This is a genomic window from Aeromonas sp. S15(2024) (assembly GCF_041402265.1).
In the GTDB taxonomy this organism is placed as follows: domain Bacteria; phylum Pseudomonadota; class Gammaproteobacteria; order Enterobacterales; family Aeromonadaceae; genus Aeromonas; species Aeromonas dhakensis.
On the sequence record NZ_JBGLQY010000003.1, the window covers coordinates 198,230 to 220,122 of the forward strand.

Annotated in this window: 14 protein-coding genes; 6 read left to right on the top strand and 8 right to left on the bottom strand. The window is 60.6% G+C overall.

Features of this window, described 5'->3' with window-relative positions; all coding sequences use genetic code 11:
- Positions 1-176 precede the first annotated feature (176 nt).
- From selD to ACB033_RS08255, 3 genes are read left to right on the top strand one after another with little or no spacing between them, the layout of a single operon-like run.
- On the top strand, positions 177-1,214 hold the full coding sequence (gene selD / locus ACB033_RS08245) for a selenide, water dikinase SelD (RefSeq protein WP_371140449.1): 1,038 nt from the start codon (positions 177-179) through the stop codon (positions 1,212-1,214).
- On the top strand, positions 1,211-2,311 hold the full coding sequence (mnmH, locus tag ACB033_RS08250; protein WP_371140450.1) for a tRNA 2-selenouridine(34) synthase MnmH: 1,101 nt from the start codon (positions 1,211-1,213) through the stop codon (positions 2,309-2,311). The genes selD and mnmH overlap by 4 nt, the downstream gene beginning before the upstream one ends.
- 25 nt (positions 2,312-2,336) lie before the next feature.
- Positions 2,337-2,981: an MBL fold metallo-hydrolase gene (locus tag ACB033_RS08255; RefSeq protein ID WP_139725539.1), complete on the top strand. Its 645-nt coding sequence runs from the start codon at positions 2,337-2,339 to the stop codon at positions 2,979-2,981.
- Here the strand turns inward: ACB033_RS08255 and ACB033_RS08260 are convergent.
- From ACB033_RS08260 to ACB033_RS08290, 7 genes are all read right to left on the bottom strand, one after another.
- Positions 2,971-3,972 carry an HD domain-containing phosphohydrolase gene (locus ACB033_RS08260; RefSeq protein WP_010633956.1) on the bottom strand — a complete coding sequence of 334 codons (1,002 nt, stop codon included), beginning with the start codon at positions 3,970-3,972 and terminating at the stop codon, positions 2,971-2,973. The genes ACB033_RS08255 and ACB033_RS08260 overlap by 11 nt on opposite strands.
- Positions 3,969-7,139, bottom strand: a complete 3,171-nt coding sequence (locus ACB033_RS08265) for a hybrid sensor histidine kinase/response regulator (RefSeq protein ID WP_162519885.1) — start codon at positions 7,137-7,139, stop codon at positions 3,969-3,971. Before ACB033_RS08265 ends, ACB033_RS08260 begins: the two co-directional genes overlap by 4 nt.
- 205 nt (positions 7,140-7,344) lie before the next feature.
- On the bottom strand, positions 7,345-7,632 hold the full coding sequence (gene rplY, locus ACB033_RS08270; RefSeq protein ID WP_005301003.1) for a 50S ribosomal protein L25: 288 nt from the start codon (positions 7,630-7,632) through the stop codon (positions 7,345-7,347).
- 106 nt (positions 7,633-7,738) lie between these two features.
- On the bottom strand, positions 7,739-8,590 hold the full coding sequence (locus ACB033_RS08275; protein ID WP_139725541.1) for a hypothetical protein: 852 nt from the start codon (positions 8,588-8,590) through the stop codon (positions 7,739-7,741).
- Positions 8,591-8,653: 63 nt separating this feature from the next.
- On the bottom strand, positions 8,654-12,568 hold the full coding sequence (gene hrpA, locus ACB033_RS08280; protein WP_139430878.1) for an ATP-dependent RNA helicase HrpA: 3,915 nt from the start codon (positions 12,566-12,568) through the stop codon (positions 8,654-8,656).
- Positions 12,569-12,785: 217 nt separating this feature from the next.
- Complete coding sequence (locus ACB033_RS08285) at positions 12,786-13,208, bottom strand: CBS domain-containing protein (RefSeq protein ID WP_005301012.1); 423 nt, start codon at positions 13,206-13,208, stop codon at positions 12,786-12,788.
- Positions 13,209-13,292: 84 nt separating this feature from the next.
- Positions 13,293-14,363: a transcriptional regulator gene (locus tag ACB033_RS08290; protein ID WP_005301015.1), complete on the bottom strand. Its 1,071-nt coding sequence runs from the start codon at positions 14,361-14,363 to the stop codon at positions 13,293-13,295.
- A gap of 591 nt (positions 14,364-14,954) precedes the next feature.
- On the opposite strand from ACB033_RS08290, the gene ACB033_RS08295 reads away from it, so the two are divergent.
- Both ACB033_RS08295 and ACB033_RS08300 read left to right on the top strand, forming a co-directional pair.
- Positions 14,955-16,310, top strand: coding sequence for a YjiH family protein (locus ACB033_RS08295; protein ID WP_139725542.1), 1,356 nt, complete (start codon positions 14,955-14,957; stop codon positions 16,308-16,310).
- A 547-nt stretch (positions 16,311-16,857) separates the two neighbouring features.
- Positions 16,858-18,546: an ArnT family glycosyltransferase gene (locus ACB033_RS08300; RefSeq protein ID WP_371140451.1), complete on the top strand. Its 1,689-nt coding sequence runs from the start codon at positions 16,858-16,860 to the stop codon at positions 18,544-18,546.
- Here ACB033_RS08300 and ACB033_RS08305 read toward each other — a convergent pair.
- The gene (locus ACB033_RS08305; protein WP_139430881.1) at positions 18,516-18,794 is read right to left on the bottom strand and encodes a hypothetical protein; all 279 of its coding nucleotides are present in this window, start codon (positions 18,792-18,794) and stop codon (positions 18,516-18,518) included. The genes ACB033_RS08300 and ACB033_RS08305 overlap by 31 nt on opposite strands.
- Before the next feature lie 537 nt (positions 18,795-19,331).
- On the opposite strand from ACB033_RS08305, the gene katG reads away from it, so the two are divergent.
- Positions 19,332-21,518, top strand: coding sequence for a catalase/peroxidase HPI (katG, locus tag ACB033_RS08310; protein ID WP_139430882.1), 2,187 nt, complete (start codon positions 19,332-19,334; stop codon positions 21,516-21,518).
- The last annotated feature ends 375 nt before the right edge of the window (positions 21,519-21,893 follow it).

The window sequence follows — 21,893 nt, forward strand, 5'->3', positions numbered from 1 at the left end:
GATGTCGCCCCTCCTCCCCCGTCCTGCCTGGCTGTCTTGCACGGCAAGCCTTGCATCGCTGCGCACACAGCCAGCCTGGGCCACCCAAGTTTCGCGCGCATGCGCACCCATTTGACGGCGTCATAGAGCCGCTGCACTTATTTGTACACGCACGTTTGCACACACAAGGGGAAAGTATGTCTTCCATTCGTCTGACCCAATACAGCCACGGCGCTGGCTGCGGCTGCAAAATCTCTCCCAAGGTGCTCGACACCATTCTCAAGAGCCAGATCCCGGGCTTTGACGACCCGACCCTGGTGGTCGGCAACAGCAGCAAGGATGACGCGGCCGTAGTCGATATCGGCAACGGTCAGGGCATCGTCTCCACCACCGACTTCTTCATGCCCATCGTCGATGACCCCTTCACCTTTGGCCGCATCGCCGCCACCAACGCCATCAGCGACATCTACGCCATGGGCGGCAAACCCATCGTCGCCATCGCCATCCTCGGCTGGCCCATCAACACCCTGCCAGCCGAAGTGGCCCAGCAGGTGATCGACGGCGGCCGTCAGGTGTGTCACGAAGCGGGTATTTCTCTGGCCGGCGGCCACAGCATCGATGCCCCCGAGCCCATCTTCGGCCTCGCGGTGACAGGTATCGTGCCGCTCAACGCCATCAAGCAGAACGACACCGCCAAGGTGGGTGACACCCTCTATCTGACCAAACCGCTTGGCATCGGCATCCTCACCACCGCCCAGAAAAAGGGCAAGCTCAAGCCCGAGCACGAGCAGCTGGCCCCCAACGCCATGTGCACCCTCAACAAGATTGGCCAGCGCTTTGCCGAACTGCCCGGCGTGCACGCCATGACCGACGTGACCGGCTTTGGTCTGGCTGGCCATCTGCTGGAGATGTGCGAAGGTTCTGGCGTCAGTGCCCGCCTGGACTTCAAGGCGCTGCCACTGCTGGACGAGGTGGATTACTACCTGAGTGAGGGCTGCGTACCGGGCGGTACCCTGCGCAACTTCGACTCCTATGGCAACAAGCTGGACGCCATGGATGACCGCACCCGCAACATCCTGTGCGACCCGCAGACCAGCGGCGGCCTGCTGGTAGCCGTCGGTAAAGAAAGTGAAGCCGAGCTCCTCGCCATTGCCGCACAGGCAGGGCTGACCCTCTCCCCCATCGGCCAGCTGCAGGCCCGCACCGGCAACCAGTTCATCGAGGTTGTCCAATGAGTTCTCTGCCACTGGCCACGGATTACGCCCGGATTTTTCTGGATGACGTTCCGCTCATCGACCTGCGCGCCCCCATCGAGTTCAAGGAGGGGGCCTTCCCCTGCTCGACCAATCTGCCCTTGATGACGGATGATGAGCGGGCCCAGATCGGTACCTGCTTCAAGCAGCAGGGTCAGGCGGCCGCCATCGCGCTGGGTCATCAACTGGTCGGTGGCGCGGTGCGGGCCGAACGCCTCGAGGGCTGGCTGGCCCAGCTGCGCCGGCAGCCGGATGCCGTGCTCTACTGCTTTCGCGGCGGTCTGCGCTCGCAAACGGTGCAGCAGTGGCTGCATGAGGCGGGAGTCACCCGTCCGCGGGTGGCCGGTGGCTACAAGGATCTGCGTCGCTTTCTCATCGACACGCTCGACGGAGCGGCGGCCGAGTGCCACTGGAGCGTGCTGACGGGCATGACCGGCTCCGGCAAGACCCACATGCTGGCCAAGGTGGCCCAGGCGCTGGATCTGGAGGGGCACGCCCACCACAGGGGGTCGTCGTTTGGCCAGCTGCCCGGCGGCCAGCCCAGCAACATCAACTTTGAAAACAACATGGCCATCGAGCTGCTCAAACGTAGGCAGCAAGGGGAGCAGCGTTTCGTGGTGGAAGACGAAAGCCGCCTCATCGGCCGCTGCTGCCTGCCCAATTCGCTGTTTGACACCATGAGCCAGGCCCCGCTGGTGGTGGTCGAGGTGCCGCAAGAGGAGCGCGCCGAGCAGATCCGCCAGGACTATGTACACGATCTCTGGCTGCGTTATGAGGAGCGTTTCGGCGCCGAAGAGGGCTGGCCGCTGTTTGCCGCCTACCTCACCGATGCCCTGGCCAGACTCAAGCGCCGGCTCGGCGATCAGGCCCATCGCGAGCTGGATCAGTTGATGCAAGTGGCACTCGAAGAGCAAGGCCGCAGTGGCCACACCGAGCTGCACCTGGCCTGGATCACCCTGCTGCTGACCCGCTACTACGACCCCATGTATCTCTACCAGCTTGGCAACAAGCGCGAGCGCGTCATCTTCCAGGGTGACAAGCAGGCCTGCCTCGACTTCTTTGCCCAACAGCGTGCCTGATCTTCACCGTACAAGAGGACCCCATATGTTGAAATTCGAGGTGATCCCGGTCACCCAGTTTGCCCAGAACTGCTCCCTCATCTGGTGCGACGAGACCCATCAGGCCGCCCTCATCGATCCGGGCGGAGAGGCGGACAAGCTGCTGGCCGCCATCGCCAAACGGGGGCTGACCCTCACCCACATTCTGCTGACCCACGGTCATCTGGATCACGTGGGCGCCGCCGCCGAGCTGCGCGACAGAACCGGCGTCACCATCACAGGCCCCCACAGGGAAGATGCCTTCTGGCTCGACATGCTGCCCCAGCAGAGCCAGATGTTCGGCTTTGCCCATACTCCGGCCTTTACACCGGATAGCTGGCTCGAACAGGGTGACAAGGTGCAGGTTGGCAAGAGCGAGCTGGAGGTTTATTTCTGCCCGGGTCACACTCCGGGTCATATCGTGCTGCTCAGCCAGGCCGAGCGGCTCGCCTGGGTGGGCGATGTGCTGTTTGCCGGCAGCATAGGTCGGACCGACTTCCCGCGCGGGGATCACGGGACGCTGATCAAGTCGATCACCGAGACTCTGCTGCCGCTGGGGGACGACATCGTCTTCATTCCGGGGCACGGCCCCAGCTCGACGTTCGGCCGCGAGAAGGCAAGCAATCCCTACCTGATGCAACCTATCTGGTGATCTCCCGCTCCTCGCGGGTGTCCCACTGGCTCTTGAGACGCAAGATCTCCGGCATGATCTCGAGAAAACGTGCGAGCAGCCGGGGATCGAAATGCTGGCCAGCACCGTCACGCAGCGTGGCCAGCACCTGCTCCAGCGGCCAGGGCTCCTTGTAAGGGCGACGCACGCTCAGGGCATCAAACACATCGGCGATGGCCACGATCCGCGACGCCTCGGGGATCCCTTCGCCGGTCTCCCCTGCGGGGTAACCCGAACCATCCCACTTCTCGTGGTGATGCAGGGCTATCTCCGCCGCCATCCGAAAGATGGGGGCGTCTGAGCGGCTCAAGATCTCGTAGCCGATGCGCGGGTGGGTGCGCATGATGACCCACTCCTCTTCGGTGAGAGGACCGGGCTTCTTGAGGATGTGATCGGGGATCCCAATCTTGCCCATGTCGTGCATGGGGGCCGCCAGCTCCAGCAGCTCCGACTGCTCCGGACTCCAGCCCGCCGCGCTGGCCAGCGCGCGGGCGTAGGCGGCCATGCGCCAGATATGCACCCCGGTGTCGGTGTCGTTGTAGTGACCCGCTTCGCTCAGCATCACGATGGCGGTGCGGTAGCTGTGCTCGAGCTGATCGAGGCGCACCAGAGAGAGGTGGTTGCGCACCCGGGCGCGTACCGTGCTCGGACAGACCGGCTTGTAGATGTAATCCACCCCACCCGCCTCGAACCCCTGGCTCTCGCTGTCTGCGTTGTCGCTCGCCGTGATAAACAGCACCGGGATCCCGGCGTGGGCCGGATCGGCCTTGAGTCGGCGGCACACCTCGTAGCCATCCATGTCTGGCATGCGCACGTCAAGCAGGATCAGGGCAGGTTCGTGGCGCGCCACGGCGGCCAGCCCCTCCTCGCCTCCCTTGGCGAAGAAGAGGCTGTACTCCTCCTTGAGGATTTGTCGCAGCAGCCCGAGGTTGCTCGGCTCGTCGTCGATGATCAGCACACGCGGTCGATTCATGATCCAGGTGCCTCCCGATTCTCCAGATAATCCTCCAGCTTGCAGGTGGCAAGCTGGATGTCGAACAGCTCCAGGGCCGCACTGATCTCGCTCACCAGCTCAGCGGGCAAGTAGCTCTTGGCCTGACCCAGCGCAGGCTCGATCAGCTCCAGATCCTCGCTCATGAGGGCCTGACGCAGAGCGTGCAGGCACACCTCCTGCGCCTCCCCCTGCGCCAGCGGGGAGCTGACAGCACCTGGCTCACGCCCGGCATAGATGTCGATAGCCTGCTGCGCCCGCTCCAGCGCCTCGAGCAAGGGGGCGATGAGCTGACTGGTGTCTCCCCCCTGTTCGATGGCCTCGTTCAATTCCGCACTGATGCGCGCCACATCGGTGAGCGACAGGCTGCCCGCCACCCCCTTGAGCTTGTGGGTCAGGCTCGCGGCCGCGTCCGTCTCGTGCTGGGCGATGTAACCCGGCAGCACGGTACCGACCGTCATGTAGTCATCGCGAAAACGCCGCAGGTATTTGAGATAAACCGACGCCTCGCCCCAGTTGCGCAGTCCGGTATCGATGTCGATGCCGGCCACCGGCTCCTGGGATGGCGGCGCGTCGCTGACCGTGATAGGTGCCACACTGTCGGGCAGGTAGCGCAGCAGGGTTGCGATGAGCTGCTCCACGTCGAGCGGCTTGGCGATAAAGTCGTTCATGCCAGAGGCCAGCGCTGCTTCGCGTTGATCCTTGAACACCCCGGCGGTGAGTGCCAGCACGGGGATATCCTCCCGTCCCGGCAGCTGGCGCAGACGACGGGTCGCCTCGTAGCCATCCATCACCGGCATCTGCACGTCCATGAGCACCAGATCGATGCGCTGCGCCGAGTCGGCAAGGCAGGCCAGAGCCCGCTCCCCGTCGATGGCGGTGATCACCACGGCCCCCTCCCGCTGCAGCAAGCGGGTTGCCACCTCCAGGTTGATGTCGCTGTCATCGACCAGCAGTATGTGCACGTCCGGCAGGCGCTGATGGCGCTGACCGCTTTCCAGCGGCTCCACATGTTCGCGCTTCTCGTGAATGAGGCGCGCCACCGCGTTGTAGAGACTGGAGCCGGTGACCGGCTTGTGCAGCACCAGATCCACCTGCTCCGAACCGGGGCGGCGCATCAACTCTTCCTGGGAATAAGCGGTCGCCATGATGATGATCGGCGAGCGATCCTGCTGTTCGAAGGCACGGCGAATGGCCACGCAGGTCTCGAGCCCGTCCATGCCCGGCATCATCCAGTCGAGCAGGATCACGTCGAAACGCTCCCCCTGGCGCAGCAGATGGTGCAAGGCCTGCTCGCCCGACTCCACCACCCGTGACTGCCAGCCGAGGGAGCCCACCGTCATCGACAGGGTATCGCGGGTCACCTGGTTGTCGTCGGCGATAAGCAGCGAAACGTGCTGCAGCCGCTCGTGGAAGACTTCGGGTCGCTCTACCTGAGCCAGACGGACACGGAACCAGAATTCGCTCCCCTTGCCCAGTTCGCTGGTGACACCGATGTCGCCCCCCATCAGGCTCACCAGACGGCGGCTGATGGTCAGGCCAAGCCCGGTTCCGCCAAAACGGCGGCTGGTGGAGGAGTCGGCCTGGGAGAAGGCATTGAAGATGTTGGCCTGCTGCTCGGGCGGAATGCCGATCCCGGTGTCGCGCACCCGAAACAGCAAGGTAGCCGTGCCATCTTGCTCAGCCTCCAGCTCGACCTTGACCTCCACCTCCCCGCGCTCGGTAAACTTGATGGCGTTGCCGGTCAGGTTGAGCAACACCTGTTCGAGGCGCAGGGCATCCCCAACCAGGTGAGTGGCCCGCTCGGGGGCACTGCTCACCACCAGCTCGAGGTGTTTTTCGCCCACGCAGGTGGACATGATGGCCGCCACGTGATCGAGTACCTCTTCCAGACTGAATGGCACCTGCTCGAGCTCGAGCCGGCCCGACTCAATCTTGGAGAAATCGAGGATGTCGTTGATGATCCCGAGCAGTGCCTGCCCGGCCTGGTGGATCTTGCGCACCAGGGCCCGCTGGCCATCGTCAAGCCCTCCCTGCTCGAGCAGGTAGGTCAGCCCCATGATGGCGTTCATGGGGGTACGGATCTCGTGGCTCATGTTGGCGATGAAATCCCCTTTGACCCGCGCGAGCCTGGCCGCCTCCTGCTGCGCCAACTGCTCTCGATGCCGACTGTGCACCAGCGAGGCCACCCCGGCACCGAACAGCAACAGCAAGGTGCCGCAGCTGGCCGAGATAAGCCCCCAGATATGAGTGCGAATGGCCAGCAGCTCGCTGCGTGGCACCATGGAAGCGGCTTTCCAGATCAGCTGATCGTGATTGAGTGCCGGGTACAGGGTGGTCCAGCTCCACAGCCCGTCGGCCAGTTCAACCTGGCCGCTCGAGGCGCCCCAGAATGCCTGCCAGGCCTGGGGAGAAGATTGCTTCAAGGTGAGGTTAGGGCGCTCGAGCATGAACCCCCACTCTTGTGCCGGATCCGGGCTGCGCAGCCAATAACCGTCCTGGTTGAGCAGCATGGTGTGATCGGCGGCCTTGCCACTGCTGTTGGTGAACTCCTTGAGCATACGAGCGGCCTGCACGTTGATAAGCAGCAAGCCCAGATCGCGGCCCCCCAGACGCATGCGCTTGGCGATGCGGATCATGGGATTGAAGGGGCGATCGATCACCCCGTGTTCGACGTTGAGATCGAGCGGCGAGACGTAAACCCGCTCCCAGGGCAGCGCCATGGCATCGCGAAAATAGTAACGCTCCCCTTTGTTTTGCAGCTGGTCGTCGGCCACTCGCTGCAGATGCTGACCCTGACGATCGATACGCACCCGCTCCATCCCGTCCGGCGCCAACCAGCGCACCTGAGCATAGTCGGGATTGCGGTTCATCAGAACGGTAAACTGGGCAGCCATGGTGTCACGCTCGCCGCGGCTCGCCGCTTCAAGCAGAATGGGCTCTTCAGACATGCTGCGCACATGGCGCAACGGCACCGCCAGCTCGTCATCGAGACGACTGCTGGCGAGCGCCAGAAAGGTGCTCTCATCACTGCGAACACGATAGAGCTCGCGCTCCACCAGTGCGTCCCCCAGCAGGTATCCCCCCACCAGGACCAGCACCAGAATGGGTGAGAACAGCAGGAAATATCCCCGTATGATTCCCTTCATGACGGTCAACACCACCCCGTGATTGGACTTGTTCGAATACTTTATATATGTCAGAGCACCACAATTGGTGTCCTGCTGTCAATCATGCCTACAAGTAAAGACTAACAGCACTAGTTGAGTATTTTATTTTTATCGGGAAAAAATGCCGTAAAAACAAAGAGGCCACCCGATTGGGTGGCCTCTTCACAGGAACGTTCGTGGTCGATTAGACGCGAACGAAGTCCAGGTGCAGCAGCTTGTAACGTACCGGGTGACGCTGGATAGCTTTCACTTTTACGTTAACTTCTTCGCCGTTGATAACCAGAGTCAGTACGGACTCATAGAATTCCGGCTTTTCTTGGGCCAGGATGAATTTCTTGTGGTCAACGGTGATGGACACGGCTTCTTTACCTGCACCGTAAACGATGGCAGGAACTTGGTCAGCGTGACGCAGGCGGCGGCTCGCACCTTTCCCCAGGTCAGAACGGACTTCAGCTTGGAATACGAAAGACATAGTATGTATCTCTTTTAGATGAATTTATGGTGCAGACTGCGACCGGTCGGCACCTCGCAAAACGAGCGCGAATACTATCACGGGCCCCGAGCAGTGACAAGAGACCTCAGCGTCCCTGCTCCAATCTGGCAAAACGCTGCAATCGCTGGGCCGGGCTCAGGGCATCGAAACGGGCCAGCGTCTGCGGCGCCGGGCAGTAGAGAGTATCTCCCGTCTTCACCTTGATGCCCTGACCCATCAGCGCCTGGTTGTCGTCGACGATGGCCAGCAAATAGCTGTAGGTATCCCCCGCCACCCCGGTCACGGTCCCGTTCTGGGCCAGCATGGCGGCGATGCGCCAGAGGGTCTCCCCTGCGGCGACCTGATGACAGACCCGCTTGCCCCCAGCCGCTGGCGCCGCCAGCGTCAGCGTGTTGCTGACAGGCACCATCATCCCCTGCCCATTCCCCTGCGATGACACAAATTGCGCCAACCGGGTAGCAGGCGCCTGCCAGCTGGCCTGCTGCAACAAGGCAGCCAGCAGGGGTTCCCCTTGCTCACTTGCCTTGGGTTGGCCTGGTGATGGTGGCACGGCAAACTCCGCCATGAAGGGCACGGCCAGGGTCGCCACCTCTTGTGTCGGATGAGGTTGATAGGCCGCCGGGGTAATGGGTACCAGCCCGTAGGCCGCTTCGTCGATGCGCCGCAATCTTGCCAGATAAGCTTTGGAAAGCTCGGCCTCCCCCTCGAACAGATCGAAGGGAGGCACCAGCCGTGCCGGAAACAGCACCTGCCAGCGTCCCTTCTTCTTCTTGAGCTCGAGGGTGGGAAATTGATTGCCCCGCCAGGCCACGAACATGGCGGGCGGGGTGCGATGCAGCGGGTAGTACTCCGGGTTCAACTGTACCCAGGTTTGCTCGGCAATGGGCTGATAGCCACTGATGTTGACCATCGCCATCCCTAACCAGAATCCAAGCATCCTTGCTCCTCCGTTAGCGTCCAGGCAGCCGGTAGCGCACCCGCAGCCTTTCTCTTCAGCAGATTAGCACTGGGCGATGGCGTTTAGCACCCGTTTATCGGAGACCGGATAGGGGGTCCCCAGATTCTGGGCAAAGAACGACACCCGCAGCTCCTCGATCATCCAGCGGATGTTGGCCACTTCGGTGGGCACCAGCTGGGATTTCGGGATCTTGGCCAGCAGCGCCTTGTATTCCGACTCAACGCTGTGCACCTTTAGCATGTAGACCCTATCCCGGTTGGGATCGATGGCGAGCTTCTCCAGGCGCCGCTCGATGGCGCGCAGGTAGCGCAAGAGATCCGGCAGCCGCTGCCAGCCGGTCTCGGTCACGAACCCCTTGTGAATGAGGTTGCCGAGCTGCTGCTGGATGTCGGACATGGCAAAGGCGGTGTCGAGCTGCATCTTGCCCTTGAGCCGCTTCTTGACCTCATGGGAAAGGGTCAGCACGGCTTCCACCTGCTTGGCCACTTCCACCACGGCGTCGTTGAGCTCGGCGCGGACATACTCCTTGAGCGCCTCGAAACCCGCTTCGTCCCAGGCCATGCCGCCGTGCTGCTCGATGAGCTTGTCGCAGCCGCAGGCGATGCAGTCGTCAATCAGCTCGGCCACCTTGCCAAAGGGGTTGAAATAGAGCCCCAGTTTGGCCTTGTTGGGCAGCTTCTCCTGCAGGTACTTTATGGGAGATGGTACGTTGAGCAGCACCAGCCGGCGCTGACCGGCCCACATCAGCTGCTGTTGTACCACCGGGCTCTCCACCAGCTGGATGGCGACCGAATCCTTCTGATCCACCAACGCCGGATAGGCCTTCACCTCGAAACCGCTGCGCTTTTGGCTGTACTCCTTCGGCAGCTCGCCAAAGCTCCACAGGGTGAGGCCGGACTGCTCGATATCGTCGTCCGCCACTTGTGACAACGTCTCCTGCACCTTGCCGCGCAGGGACTCTTTCAATGCCTCCAGGTCCTTGCCTTCCGCCACTTTCTTGTGTTTGTCGTCCACCACCCGGAAGGTAAGTTTCAGGTGATCGGGCACCGCAGTCCAATCCCAGGATTCGCGGGGTACGGCCACGCCGGTCATGCGCCGCAGCTGGCGCTCCATCTCATCCAGCAGCGGCCCCTGCTCGGGGTTGATGCTGGCGAGCAGGGCATCGGCATAGTTGGGGGCTGGTACGAAGTTCTTGCGCATCGGCTTTGGCATCGACTTGATAAGGGCCACCAAGAGCTCGTGACGCAGCCCCGGGATCAGCCACTCGAACCCCTTCACCTCCACCTGGTTCAGGAGCGGCAGCGGAATATGCAGGGTCACGCCATCGGCGGCCTCCCCCGGCTCAAACTGATAGGTCAACTTGAGCTTGAGGCGCCCCTGCTGCCAGAAGTTGGGATAGTCGAGATCGCTGATGTGGGCCGCATCCCCCTTCATCAGCATCTCTTTTTCGAAGTTGAGCAGCTCGGGATCCTGCTTCTGCGCCTCCTTCCACCACTTGTCAAAGTGACGGGCAGAGATAATTTCTTCCGGCAGGCGGGCATCGTAGAAGCGGAACAAGTCCTCGTCATCCACCAGGATGTCGCGCCGACGGGATTTGTGCTCCAGCGCCTCCACCTCGGCCAGGAGCTTGCGGTTGTCACTGAAGAAGCGGTGGCGGGTCTCGAAATCCCCCTCCACCAGGGCGCGGCGGATAAACAGCTCGCGGCACAGGGCCGGATCGATGCGGCTGAAGTTGATGGTGCGCTCGTTGACCAAAGTCAGGCCGTAGAGGGTCACCTTCTCCTTGGCCATGACGGCGCCATTTTTCTTCGACCAGTGGGGGTCGCTGTGGTGCAGTTTGATGAGGTGGCCCGCCAGCGGCTCCACCCACTCGGGTTCAATCTTGGCGTTGATGCGAGCGTAGAGACGCGAGGTCTCAACCAACTCTGCGGCCATCACCCACTTGGGCGGCTTCTTGAACAGGCCCGAGGCCGGGAACAGATGGAAACGGCCGTTGCGGGCACCAAGAAACTCCGGCTTCTCCAGATCCTTGTTGCCGATATGGCTCAAGAGGCCTGTCAAGAGCGCACAGTGCACCGTCTTGAAATCCGCCGGCTCTGCATTGGCCTTGAAGCCTAGCTCTTTCACCGTCTGACGCAATTGGAAGTGAATGTCCTGCCACTCGCGCACCCGCAGATAGGAGAGAAACTCCTTCTGACACATGCGCCGGAACGGGTTGCTGCCAAGGGCATCCTGCTGCTCTTTCAGGTAGTTCCACAGATTGACGAAGGCGAGGAAGTCGGACTCCTTGTCTTCAAAGCGTCTGTGCTGCTCGTCGGCGGCCTGCTTCTTCTCCATGGGCCGCTCGCGAGGATCCTGAATGCTGAGGGCGGCGGTGATCACCATCACCTCGCTCAAACAGCCGGTTTGCGCGGCGCTGATCACCATCTTCGCCAGGCGGGGATCAAGGGGGATGCGCGAGAGCTGGCGACCGGTCTCGGTCAGCTGAAGCTTGGCTTCGCGATCGCCGGTGGCAGGCAGCTCGCGCACCGCCTCCAGCTCTTTCAAGAGGGTCAGACCATCCTTGATATGGCGCGATTCCGGCGGCTCGACGAAGGGGAACGCCTCCATGTTGCCAAGGCCGAGCGCCAGCATCTGCAGGATGACGGAAGCCAGGTTGGTGCGCAGGATCTCGGGGTCGGTAAAGGCCGGACGGCCGTTGAAGTCTTCCTCGGAGTAGAGGCGGATACAGATACCGTCCGCCACCCGGCCGCAACGACCCTTACGCTGGTTGGCACTGGCCTGGGAAACCGGCTCGATGGGCAGGCGCTGCACCTTGGTGCGCCAAGAGTAGCGACTGATACGGGCAGTGCCCGGGTCAATGACGTAACGAATGCCTGGCACCGTCAACGAGGTCTCCGCCACGTTGGTGGCGAGCACGATGCGCCGTCCGGCGTGGGGCTGAAACACCTTGTTCTGCTCGGCGTTGGAGAGGCGGGCGTAGAGCGGCAGTACCTCGGTGTCGCGCAGGTTGAGCTTGCGCAGGGCATCGGCGGTATCGCGGATCTCCCGTTCGCCGTTCATGAAGATGAGGATGTCCCCCAGCCCTTCACGGGCCAGCTCTTCGACTGCATCGAAGATCCCCTGCAGCTCGTCGCGCTCCTCCAGCCCCTCGCTCTTGTCACTGCTCTTTTTATCAACAAACAGTGGGCGGTAGCGTACCTCCACCGGGTAGGTGCGCCCGGAGACCTCGATCACCGGCGCCTTGTTGAAATGGCGGGAGAAACGCTGCGGGTCTATGGTGGCCGAGGTGATGATGACCTTCAGATCGGGGCGCCTCGGCAGCAGCTGCTTCAAGTAACCCAGGATGAAGTCGATGTTGAGGCTGCGCTCGTGGGCCTCGTCGATGATGATGGTGTCGTACTGGGTGAGCATCCGGTCGTTCTGGATCTCCGCCAGCAGGATACCGTCGGTCATCAGCTTGATGTGGGTCTGCTCGCTCACCTGATCGGTAAAGCGCACCTTGTAACCCACGTAGTGGCCAAGCTCGGATTCCATCTCCTCGGCGATACGGGCCGCCACTGTACGGGCCGCCAGACGGCGCGGCTGGGTGTGGCCGATAAAGCCCTTCACCCCGCGCCCCAGCGCCAGACAGATCTTGGGGATCTGGGTGGTTTTGCCCGAGCCGGTTTCGCCGGCGATGATCACCACTTGATGCTCTTCAATGGCTTTGGCGATCTCCGCCTGCTTCTGGCTGACCGGCAGATTGTCCGGGTAGGTGACCCTGGGCACACCGGCCAGACGGGATTGATAGCGCGCCTCGGCTACATCCAGATCGGCAGCGATGGTCTCGAGCACGGCGGCCTGCTTGGCTTCCGGCAGCTTCTTGGCCCCGTGCAGACGGCTGGAGAGACGGCGGGCGTCGAGGTTCATGCAGGCAGATAGACGGCGGCGCAGCGCCTCGATAGAGAGAGACAAGGTACGAATTCCTTAAAAGAGTGCCCATCAAGGGCCATATCGATAGCTGGGGGAGATCCTAAAGAGCGAGGCTGGACGGTGCAAGCCTTAAAGCGGCGCCGAGGGGGATGAGGCCTGTATCACAGCGGGCATCGGCATTCCCCATGCGGCAATAAATAGAGCAGGCATGGTGCCTGCTCTGTGCTGCCAACGTGCTGACGAGGTGAAAACAGCGTCCTCAGGCACGAGCCTTGTGTACGAAACAGGTCCCCAGCTGGGCGTGGATGGCCTGCATCACGTCGTGGCGGCTGATGACCCCGAGCAGATGCCCCTCCTCCACGACCGGATAGATCTTGGGCTTTTGTCCCATCATCATCTCGGCCAGCTCGAGGATGCTGGTGTCGGGGCCGACGGCCAGCACCTCCTTGCGCATCACATCCCTGACCTGGGCCACCTGTTCACAGTGATAGGCCTCTTTCAACATGACGGCGATACAGTCCTGCTCGGAGACCCAACCCACCAGGTGACCCCGTTCGTCCACCACGGGACCGCCAAGCTGGCGACTGTTGAGAAACTTTTCCACCGCCGCCTGCACCATCATCTCCGCGCTGAAGGTGATGGGACGAGTCTGCATGTAATCCTTTGCCTTGAGTGATTCCATTGTGCGTTCCCCCAACCTGCCTCCCGGGCGGGAGGCGCGAGCCGGGCACTATGTCCAGCTCACTCCAAGCATAGCTCGCATGGATCAGGAGATGGATTGCAGCAACAGCAGCAGCTCGTTCTGGCTGTGGCAGTCGGTCTTCTTGAACACCCCTTTCAGGGTCGAGCGCACGGTTTCCACCTTGACGCCACGCAGCTCGGCGATGTCGTTGCTGCTGTAGCCCTTGCTCATCAGCACCAGCAGCTCTTTCTCGCCGATGGTGAGCGGATAGAGGCTGGCCAGCGCTTCGATGTCGGGGTTGAAGGAGTGTTCGGGATCCCGCAGCACCACCTCCACATACCGCTCGAAGCGATTGAGACCGCTCATCAGGGTGCACTGGATCAGCAACGGCCGTAGATTGGGCTGACGAGGAATGGACATATAGGCGCTGGCGCCGGGCAGCAGATAGGCGAAGCCATTCAATATCTCTTTGAACTGGCGCTGCTGCTCCTTATTTTGCAGCGAGAAAATACCATTGCCCGCTCGCAGTTCCACGTTCTCGTCGGCAATACGATTGAAGGCCACGTTGGAATAATGGATATGCCCTTTGTCATCGACGATGGCGCTGGGTTTATTATGGTTTTTTACCAGCTGTTGCAGCTGATAGTTCTGGGTTTCCAGGGCCAGCAAGTTCCAATAATGTTGGCTCCAGGCCGCCAGGCCAGAATAAACTTCGCCAAGGGAAGAAATTTCCTGCGCGCTAAAATCATCCTGCGTCGCCGCACGATAGGTAGACAGGCTGCTCAGCCCCCGCCCCTTCACCCGGCAGACACCGCCGGCCGCAAACTGGGCGCCGAAACTGGCCAGCAAACCCGCCGAATTGGAGAGGCTGTTGGCACTGACGATCCCCTGGCAGCCCTTGTCCAGATAGTGATTGAACCACACATCCTGGCGATGGTGCTGGACATAAAACTGCTGCTGGGCTTCGGTCAAACCACTGGAAAAGAGCTTGATGCCGTCGCTCTTGTCGTCATCCCGCAACAAGAACAGCGACGAGCTGCCTGATACGTCGGAGCGGAACTGATCCACCACCAACTTAATGTCAGAATCATTAATACCGCACTCATATAACTGGCTTATATAGGGCGATACCCTTTCTTTTACTAATGCCTTCACACCCGAACTCCTAATTTCTTATTTTTATTGAAGTGGCATCTTACTCTGCAATGAGAAACGCGAAAAGTAGTCAAATGAACAAAGGTTTTATAACTGATCCATAAATAGTAATGATGAAACGACATAAGAGCGCTCGAAAGCGAAAATCTTAAATCCAAGTTAATGTTTTTTATGATTTTTGTCGCTGATGTTGTGCTTGTCTGTGGCAAGCCACAGACACTGTCGACGCGACAATGGTGCAACAAAGCAGCCCTCTCGTGCCATTTGCTGCGACAAGTTGCCCAGGGGTACCAATCAACGCGACTATGTCACTCCACAGACCTGGTTATTCTGGGCCTCTCCACGCCTAAGCGCCTGCCACCTCTCGCCCTCGGCCATGCAGGCCCCCTGCCCGACCGATCTCTGCTTCCCTGATCATTTATCAAATCCAACCGACTCCCTTTGCCGCCAACCTCATCGCTTACTCGCTGTCGTCGCCACTCAAGGTGTTTCATTTTGGTTAATTTTGTGTTTAATTCACTCTTGAAACACTTAATGTATATACAAATAATAACCCAACACACGGACTGACACCCACCGCAAGGAGCAGGTATGGAATCGGACAACCTACTGTTAACCCCCATGAAGCCAGGCGCGGGTATCAAGCTGCTGCTGACCAGCCTGCTGGGCATCGCCATCTTCTTCATTCCGGTCGAGCTGGGGGGGCGCAGCACCATAGTGGTGGATCATCTGGCCGGCCTGGTGATGGCCCAACGCTCCCTGGCAACCGGCCTCATCCTGCTGCTGATCGGGTATGGAGCCGTGATGCCCTTGCTCGATGGCCGCTGGCGTGCGCGCCCCATCGACAGGGTATTGAGCCTGTTCAAGCTGCTGGGGCTGGGTGTGGCCTTGATCTATGTCACCGGGATCGGGCCGGCCTGGCTGATGACCCCGGATCGACTGCCTTTTCTGTTCGACAAGCTGGCCATGTCGGTGGGCCTCATCGTGCCCATCGGCGCCATGGCCCTCACCTTTTTGCTCGGCTTCGGTCTGCTGGAGCTTATCGGCGTATTGATGCAGCCCGTGATGCGACCCCTCTGGCGCACGCCAGGCCACTCCGCCATCGATGCCGTGGCCTCGTTCGTCGGCAGCTACTCGGTGGGTCTGCTCATTACCAACCGGGTTTTCCTGGCAGGCAAGTACACGGTGCGCGAAGCCGTCATCATCGCCACCGGCTTCTCCACCGTGTCGGCCGCCTTCATGATCATCGTGGCCAAGACCCTTGGCCTGATGGCGCAGTGGAATTTCTACTTCTGGTCCACCCTGGTCATCACCTTCATCATCACCGCCATCCTTGCGCGGGTGCCGCCCATCGCCACCATGGCTCATGAAGGCGACACCGACGAACCCTTGCCTGCCGGCCAACGCCGCTGGCAAGCGGCCATGGCCGCCGGGCTCGCCCAATCCAGTCAGGCCGAGCCCTTGCTGATCCAACTGCGGGACAACCTCAGGGACGGTCTTCACATGGCTGCCGCCGTGGTGCCGACCATACTGTCGGTCGGTTTGCTGGGCCTGCTGCTGGCCCAGCACACCCCCCTGTTCGATCTGATTGGCTGGCTGCTCTGGCCGCTCACCTGGCTGCTCGATCTGGGAGAGCCGCTGGCTACCGCCAAGGCACTCTCGGCCGGCCTGGCAGAGATGTTCCTGCCGGCCATCCTGCTCAAGGATGCAGAGCTGCTGGTGCGCTATGTCGCGGCCGTGGTCTCGGTCAGCTCGGTGCTCTTTTTCTCGGCCTCCATCCCCTGCATCCTGGCCACCCGGATCCCGGTAAGTGTGGGACAACTGGTGGTGATCTGGCTGCTGCGTACCCTGCTTGGCATTGTGCTGGCTACGCTTTGTGGCCGCCTTGCCATCGCACTCGGCTGGCTTGAAGGATCAAAGAGGCTCACGCATCAGCACGTTGGCTGAAACACTAAACAGGGAGGCAAGCCTCCCTGTTTATTTAATTTACCGGCCCCCTCTCCAACACTGAAAATAATACATGGCCAGCCCATTCACGATCATCAAACTGATACAGTCTGAGCATCACCAATAATGAACAACAATGGGTCAGGCACATGATGGCCGCTTGAAAAATTTATAAACAATAGAAATCCATTTAAAAAACATATGGCGAGCGTGACCAAGGCAAGTCTTGAATCAGGCCTGTCATGTCACCAGTAGGCTCACGGTGACAGCTACTTCAGCCCCGCAGCTGGCTTCCATGCAGCCGTCTTTTAGGTTGATGAACCAACCAGACAGCAGAACAGCTGTTTTCCATTTCTTATTTTGCAGGCAATATTTGGTAACAACTTCCTCATTATCATTCCCCCATGGCTGTGATACTACAGTTGACTGCCGATCTCTTATTTTTGGTGACACAGATTAAATATGGATATTGTCATGACACATCATCGCCATGCATTTTTCGACAGGGTCGACAGGCAACCGCAATTCATGCGGTCAGGAGGGTCCCATGCTGCCCTCTAGACCCGCAGTCGAGACTCATCTCGGTGCCTTGCTCCTCATGGTCTTCGTCATCGTGCTGATGGGTCAGTTTGGCCACCAGCTATGGACGCCAGACGAACCTCGCGAAGCCGCCATCGCCTGGGAGATGTTCAACAGCCGTGAGCTGGCCATCCCGACCCTGGCCGGCAGCAGCTTTATCGAAAAACCCCCGCTCTATTACATTCTGGCCATCCCCTTGCTGGCCCTGTTGCACGATACCCTGGGTATCACGGTAACACTGCGCCTGGTGGGGGCCCTCTGGGCCCTGGGCACACTGCTGTTCACCGGCCTGCTGGCCAAGCGGGTATTGGGTTCAGGCACTGCGGCGCTCTGGTCGGTCATTGCACTGGGAACCATGGAGGGCTTCATCATGAACAGCCACTGGATCCGGGTAGACACCAGCCTCGCCTTTTTCGTCGCCTTCACCATGTGGGCATTCGCCGAATGGTACCTGGGTGGTCGATCACGGATGCTCTGGTGCGCAGGGCTCGGTCTCTCCCTCTGTTTTCTGGTCAAGGGGCCCATCGGCCCCATCACCCTCTTCTTTGGCTGGCTGGCGCTCTTCATCCCGGCACTCAGGCGTCATCTTGCCGCTAACGAGGGAGGCCGTTTCGTGATGCAGCACCTCGGCATGAGCCTGCTGTTCGTCATGCCCATTGCAGGCTGGCTGCTGGCCCTGTGGCAACATCCCGAGGGAGACGCGCTCTGGCAACAGTGGTTTTGGCAAAATCAGGTGGGCAGGTTGACAGGCAGCGCCGCCGAACTGGGCCACATCAAGTCCGGCGAATACTTCTTCTACCTTGCCGGTCTGGCTGAATACACCCTGCCCTGGCTGCCCCTCGTGTTCTATTGGGGCTGGCAAACCATCAGGCAGAAACAGTGGAGCGCCTCCCGCCTGTTCCTGCTCATCTGGACAGTGGGCACCCTGCTGTTGCTCAGCGTAGCCTCCACCAAACGGACCCTCTACCTCTTTCCGCTGATGCCGGTCTTTGCCCTGATGGTCGGGCAACTGAGCCTCAGCTGGCCTCGCTGGCTGAATGGCTATGGCCGTGGCTGGACCCTGTTCATGTTCCTGTTCGCTCTGGCCCTGCTCATGGCCCCTTTCTACCTGCCGCTGTTGCCGGTGGAGATCCCCGACCAGACTCTTGGCGTCATCAGCACCCTCGGCTGGCGTCATGTGCTGGCGGCGGTATTGCTTATTTTCGCGGCTGAACAGTTATGGCGTTGGCGTGAAATTGAGGGAGCCACCCTGCTGGCCAGTGCATCCGGCATCATGTTCTTGCTGGCATTTACCCTGGCCTACCCCGCCATTGATGCCGCCAAAGCGATGAAAGGCGATACAGAGCGTCTCTTGCTGAAGATCCCCATCGAGCAGCGCGCCCGGATTGCCGGCTGGAACTTTGGTGAAACCGAGCGGGGACTCTTTTCGGTGTACGGCGACTGGCAGATCAAAAACGTCGACACGGCGCGGCTTCATGACATCTTGACTTGCCGTGACCCCATCTTCACCAGCCTGCTCATCAATCAGGACGACAAGAACTTCCAGCTGGCCAGCTTGCTGGCCGGGCATACCTACCGGTTGCTGGCCACGGGACACCCCAGAGTGGACAGAGATGCCCGCGCCATCTACTGGGTCAAGGGGCGCTGCGACCATTGATGAATTACACGGAGATAGACCCTATTGGGGAAAGGCCATTGAAATTGAAACTGGCTCATGTTGACGCTTTCCTGTTCCTCACCAAATGGAGGATGAGGAATCATGGCCAAGACCGGCTCAAGGTGGCCAGTCAATTTGCCAACGCTGGCTGAACAGCCTGCTCCTGCATCAGCAGACCAGACCGCATAAAGCAAAGAAGCCAGGACTATCCCACTCCTGGCTTCTTTGCTTTTTACGCGCTTATCCATGCTCAACACCTGTCAACATGACACGCCTGCACGATATTCCCTTGCCTATGTCCTTCAGATAAGAGTCGCAGCCAAAAACCCGGCCATGATGGCTTGCCCGGGCTATCAACATGACCGGCTTTTTAATGAAGAGCTCCCTCCGCCATCAATTCGATTCAACCAGGTGCCCTCGGTTCAACAGTGAGTCATGTGATCCGAGGCCTGCGATAAGGCGCAGACTCTTCCCCCACTCATCCATGACCGGGCTGAGGCAAGGCGCCGGTTCGACGCTCAACTATCATCTATGTCTCCACGATTTGATCATACTGACAGGCAGCCAGAGATGACGCGCATGTCTGCACGCCGGCGCTCTCGTATGCAAGGGGAGCCGGGTGGTTCAAGCAGAAATTGTCGCATGAAAGCGGATCTTCAATCGTCATTGCCGATGAATGTCAGAGTTTTAACCTTATGTTCAGTAACGCTATTTCAGAGTTAGATTGATCTTAGGAACGAAGAGCACTGTTTCACCGTCATAACGTTAATAAGAGGACATAGTGAATGGACAAACACACTCATGGGGCCGGTCAATGCCCTTTTGCACACGGAGCCAATACTTCCGCCGGCCAGGAGCCTCAAGTTTGGTGGCCCAATGCCCTCAACCTCGACATCCTGCACCAACATGACCGCAAGACCAATCCGATGGATGAGTCTTTCAATTATGCTGATGCCTTCAGCAGCCTCGATTACGACGCCCTCAAGGCCGACCTCCATGCCCTGATGACCGACAGCCAGCCCTGGTGGCCGGCCGACTGGGGTCACTACGGCGGCCTGATGATCCGCATGGCCTGGCACTCCGCAGGCAGCTATCGCGCCACCGACGGCCGTGGCGGCGCCAACACCGGCAACCAGCGCTTCGCCCCCCTCAACAGCTGGCCAGACAACGGCAACCTCGACAAGGCGCGCCGCCTGCTGTGGCCGATCAAACAGAAATACGGCAACAAGATCTCCTGGGCCGACCTGATGATCCTGGCGGGCAACGTCGCTTATGAATCCATGGGGCTCAAGACCTTCGGTTTTGCCGGTGGCCGCGAGGACATCTGGCATCCGGAAAAAGATGTCTACTGGGGCTCCGAGAAGGAGTGGCTGGCGCCGAGCGGCAGTGAAGGGAGCCGTTACAGTGGTGAACGGGATCTGGAGAACCCGCTGGCCGCGGTGATGATGGGGCTTATTTACGTCAACCCTGAAGGGGTGGATGGCAACCCTGATCCCCTGAAAACCGCCCACGACATGCGCGTCACCTTTGCCCGCATGGGGATGAATGACGAAGAGACCGTCGCCCTCACCGCAGGTGGCCACACTGTCGGCAAGGCCCACGGTAACGGCAGCGCTGCCAAGCTGGGGCCGGCCCCGGAGGGCGCCGAGCTGCACGAGCAGGGACTGGGGTGGATGAACCACGAAAGCCGTGGCATCGGCCGCGACACGGTCACTAGCGGGATCGAGGGCGCCTGGACCAGCAACCCGACTCGCTGGGACAATGGCTACTTCAAGATGCTGCTGGGTCATGACTGGTGGCTCAAGAAGAGCCCGGCCGGTGCCTGGCAGTGGGAGCCCGTCGCCATCCAAGAGGAAGATCGCCCGGTGGACGTGGAAGACCCTTCCCTGCGCTGCAACCCCATCATGACGGACGCAGACATGGCACTGCGCTTTGACCCCGTCTACCGGGAGATCTCCGAGCGCTTCGCCGCGGATCAAGACCTCTTCTCCGATGCCTTTGCCCGCGCCTGGTTCAAGCTGACCCACCGCGACATGGGGCCGCGCAGCCGCTACCTGGGGCCGGAAGTGCCGAGCGAAGTCATGGTGTGGCAGGATCCGGTGCCGGCTGTGGATTACCAGCTCTCTGACAAAGAGGTGAGCGAGCTCAAGGCCAAGTTGCTGGCCTGTGGCGTGGCGCCAGCCGATTTGATCGCCACCGCCTGGGACAGTGCCCGCACCTTCCGCGGCTCCGATTATCGCGGCGGAGCCAACGGTGCCCGTATCCGCCTTGCGCCGATGAAGGCGTGGGAAGGCAACGAGCCCGCTCGCCTCGAGAAGGTGCTCAACGCCCTGACTACCCTGCAGGCCACCCTGAACAAGCCGGTCAGCATCGCCGACCTGATTGTGCTGGGCGGCAGCGCAGCGGTAGAGCAGGCGGCCAAGCTGGCCGGCGTTGATATCGTCGTTCCCTTTGCACCGGGCCGGGGCGATGCCAGCGCCGTGCAAACCGATGCCGAGTCCTTTGCTTTCCTCGAGCCGGTGCACGATGGTTTTCGCAACTGGCAGAAGGGGCACTATCAGGTGCAGCCGGAAGAGATGCTGCTCGACCGCGCCCAGTTGCTGGGGCTGACCGCTCGCGAGATGACAGTGCTGGTCGGCGGCATGCGGGTGCTTGGCACCAACCATGGCGGCTTGGCCCACGGCGTCTTTACCGACCGGGTCGGGGTGCTCAGCAACGACTTCTTCGTCAACCTGACCGACATGGCCTATAGCTGGCAGCCGACTGGCCGCAACAGCTACCAGATCGTGGATCGTCAGAGCGGCGCAGTGAAGTGGACCGCCACCCGGGTTGACCTGGTGTTTGGCTCCAACTCGGTGCTGCGTGCCTACGCCGAGGTCTATGCCCAGCAAGATGGCAAGGAGAAGTTCGTGCGCGACTTCGTCAAGGCCTGGGTCAAGGTGATGAATAACGACCGTTTCGACCTGAAATAATCCGCCAGGTCCGTAGAAATAACGCCAGCCGCGAGGCTGGCGTTCTTTTTTGTCGGCACGCGCAGCCAGCGGCGGTGCATCGGCCTCCCCTCACTAACGGGGGACTGGAGAGCGGAAAAATAGTGAAGCAAGAGGGGGCGGAAGGAATACAAGCAGAGAGCACAGCCCCTGCACCGGTTCGATGTGGTGGGCGGCGTGACAGACGTGGACCCCTACTCATAAAAACGCAGCTGACACGAGGAAAAAGTGTCAGCTGCGTCATGACTACTCGCTATGCATCCGGATGGTGAAGGCCTTGAATCGTTGCACACGCCACTGGCTGACAACGGGAGGGAATCACCTGCCCCATCCTAGCCCATGGGTCGGCAACGACAG

What these genes read in the sequence shown, in the direction of transcription:
- selD (WP_371140449.1), top strand. Translation starts at nt 177, where the DNA reads ATGTCTTCCATTCGTCTGACCCAATACAGCCACGGCGCTGGCTGCGGC.
- mnmH (WP_371140450.1), top strand. Translation starts at nt 1,211, where the DNA reads ATGAGTTCTCTGCCACTGGCCACGGATTACGCCCGGATTTTTCTGGAT.
- ACB033_RS08255 (WP_139725539.1), top strand. Translation starts at nt 2,337, where the DNA reads ATGTTGAAATTCGAGGTGATCCCGGTCACCCAGTTTGCCCAGAACTGC.
- ACB033_RS08260 (WP_010633956.1), bottom strand. Translation starts at nt 3,972, where the DNA reads ATGAATCGACCGCGTGTGCTGATCATCGACGACGAGCCGAGCAACCTC.
- ACB033_RS08265 (WP_162519885.1), bottom strand. Translation starts at nt 7,139, where the DNA reads ATGAAGGGAATCATACGGGGATATTTCCTGCTGTTCTCACCCATTCTG.
- rplY (WP_005301003.1), bottom strand. Translation starts at nt 7,632, where the DNA reads ATGTCTTTCGTATTCCAAGCTGAAGTCCGTTCTGACCTGGGGAAAGGT.
- ACB033_RS08275 (WP_139725541.1), bottom strand. Translation starts at nt 8,590, where the DNA reads ATGCTTGGATTCTGGTTAGGGATGGCGATGGTCAACATCAGTGGCTAT.
- ACB033_RS08285 (WP_005301012.1), bottom strand. Translation starts at nt 13,208, where the DNA reads ATGGAATCACTCAAGGCAAAGGATTACATGCAGACTCGTCCCATCACC.
- ACB033_RS08295 (WP_139725542.1), top strand. Translation starts at nt 14,955, where the DNA reads ATGGAATCGGACAACCTACTGTTAACCCCCATGAAGCCAGGCGCGGGT.
- ACB033_RS08300 (WP_371140451.1), top strand. Translation starts at nt 16,858, where the DNA reads ATGCTGCCCTCTAGACCCGCAGTCGAGACTCATCTCGGTGCCTTGCTC.
- ACB033_RS08305 (WP_139430881.1), bottom strand. Translation starts at nt 18,794, where the DNA reads ATGGATAAGCGCGTAAAAAGCAAAGAAGCCAGGAGTGGGATAGTCCTG.
- katG (WP_139430882.1), top strand. Translation starts at nt 19,332, where the DNA reads ATGGACAAACACACTCATGGGGCCGGTCAATGCCCTTTTGCACACGGA.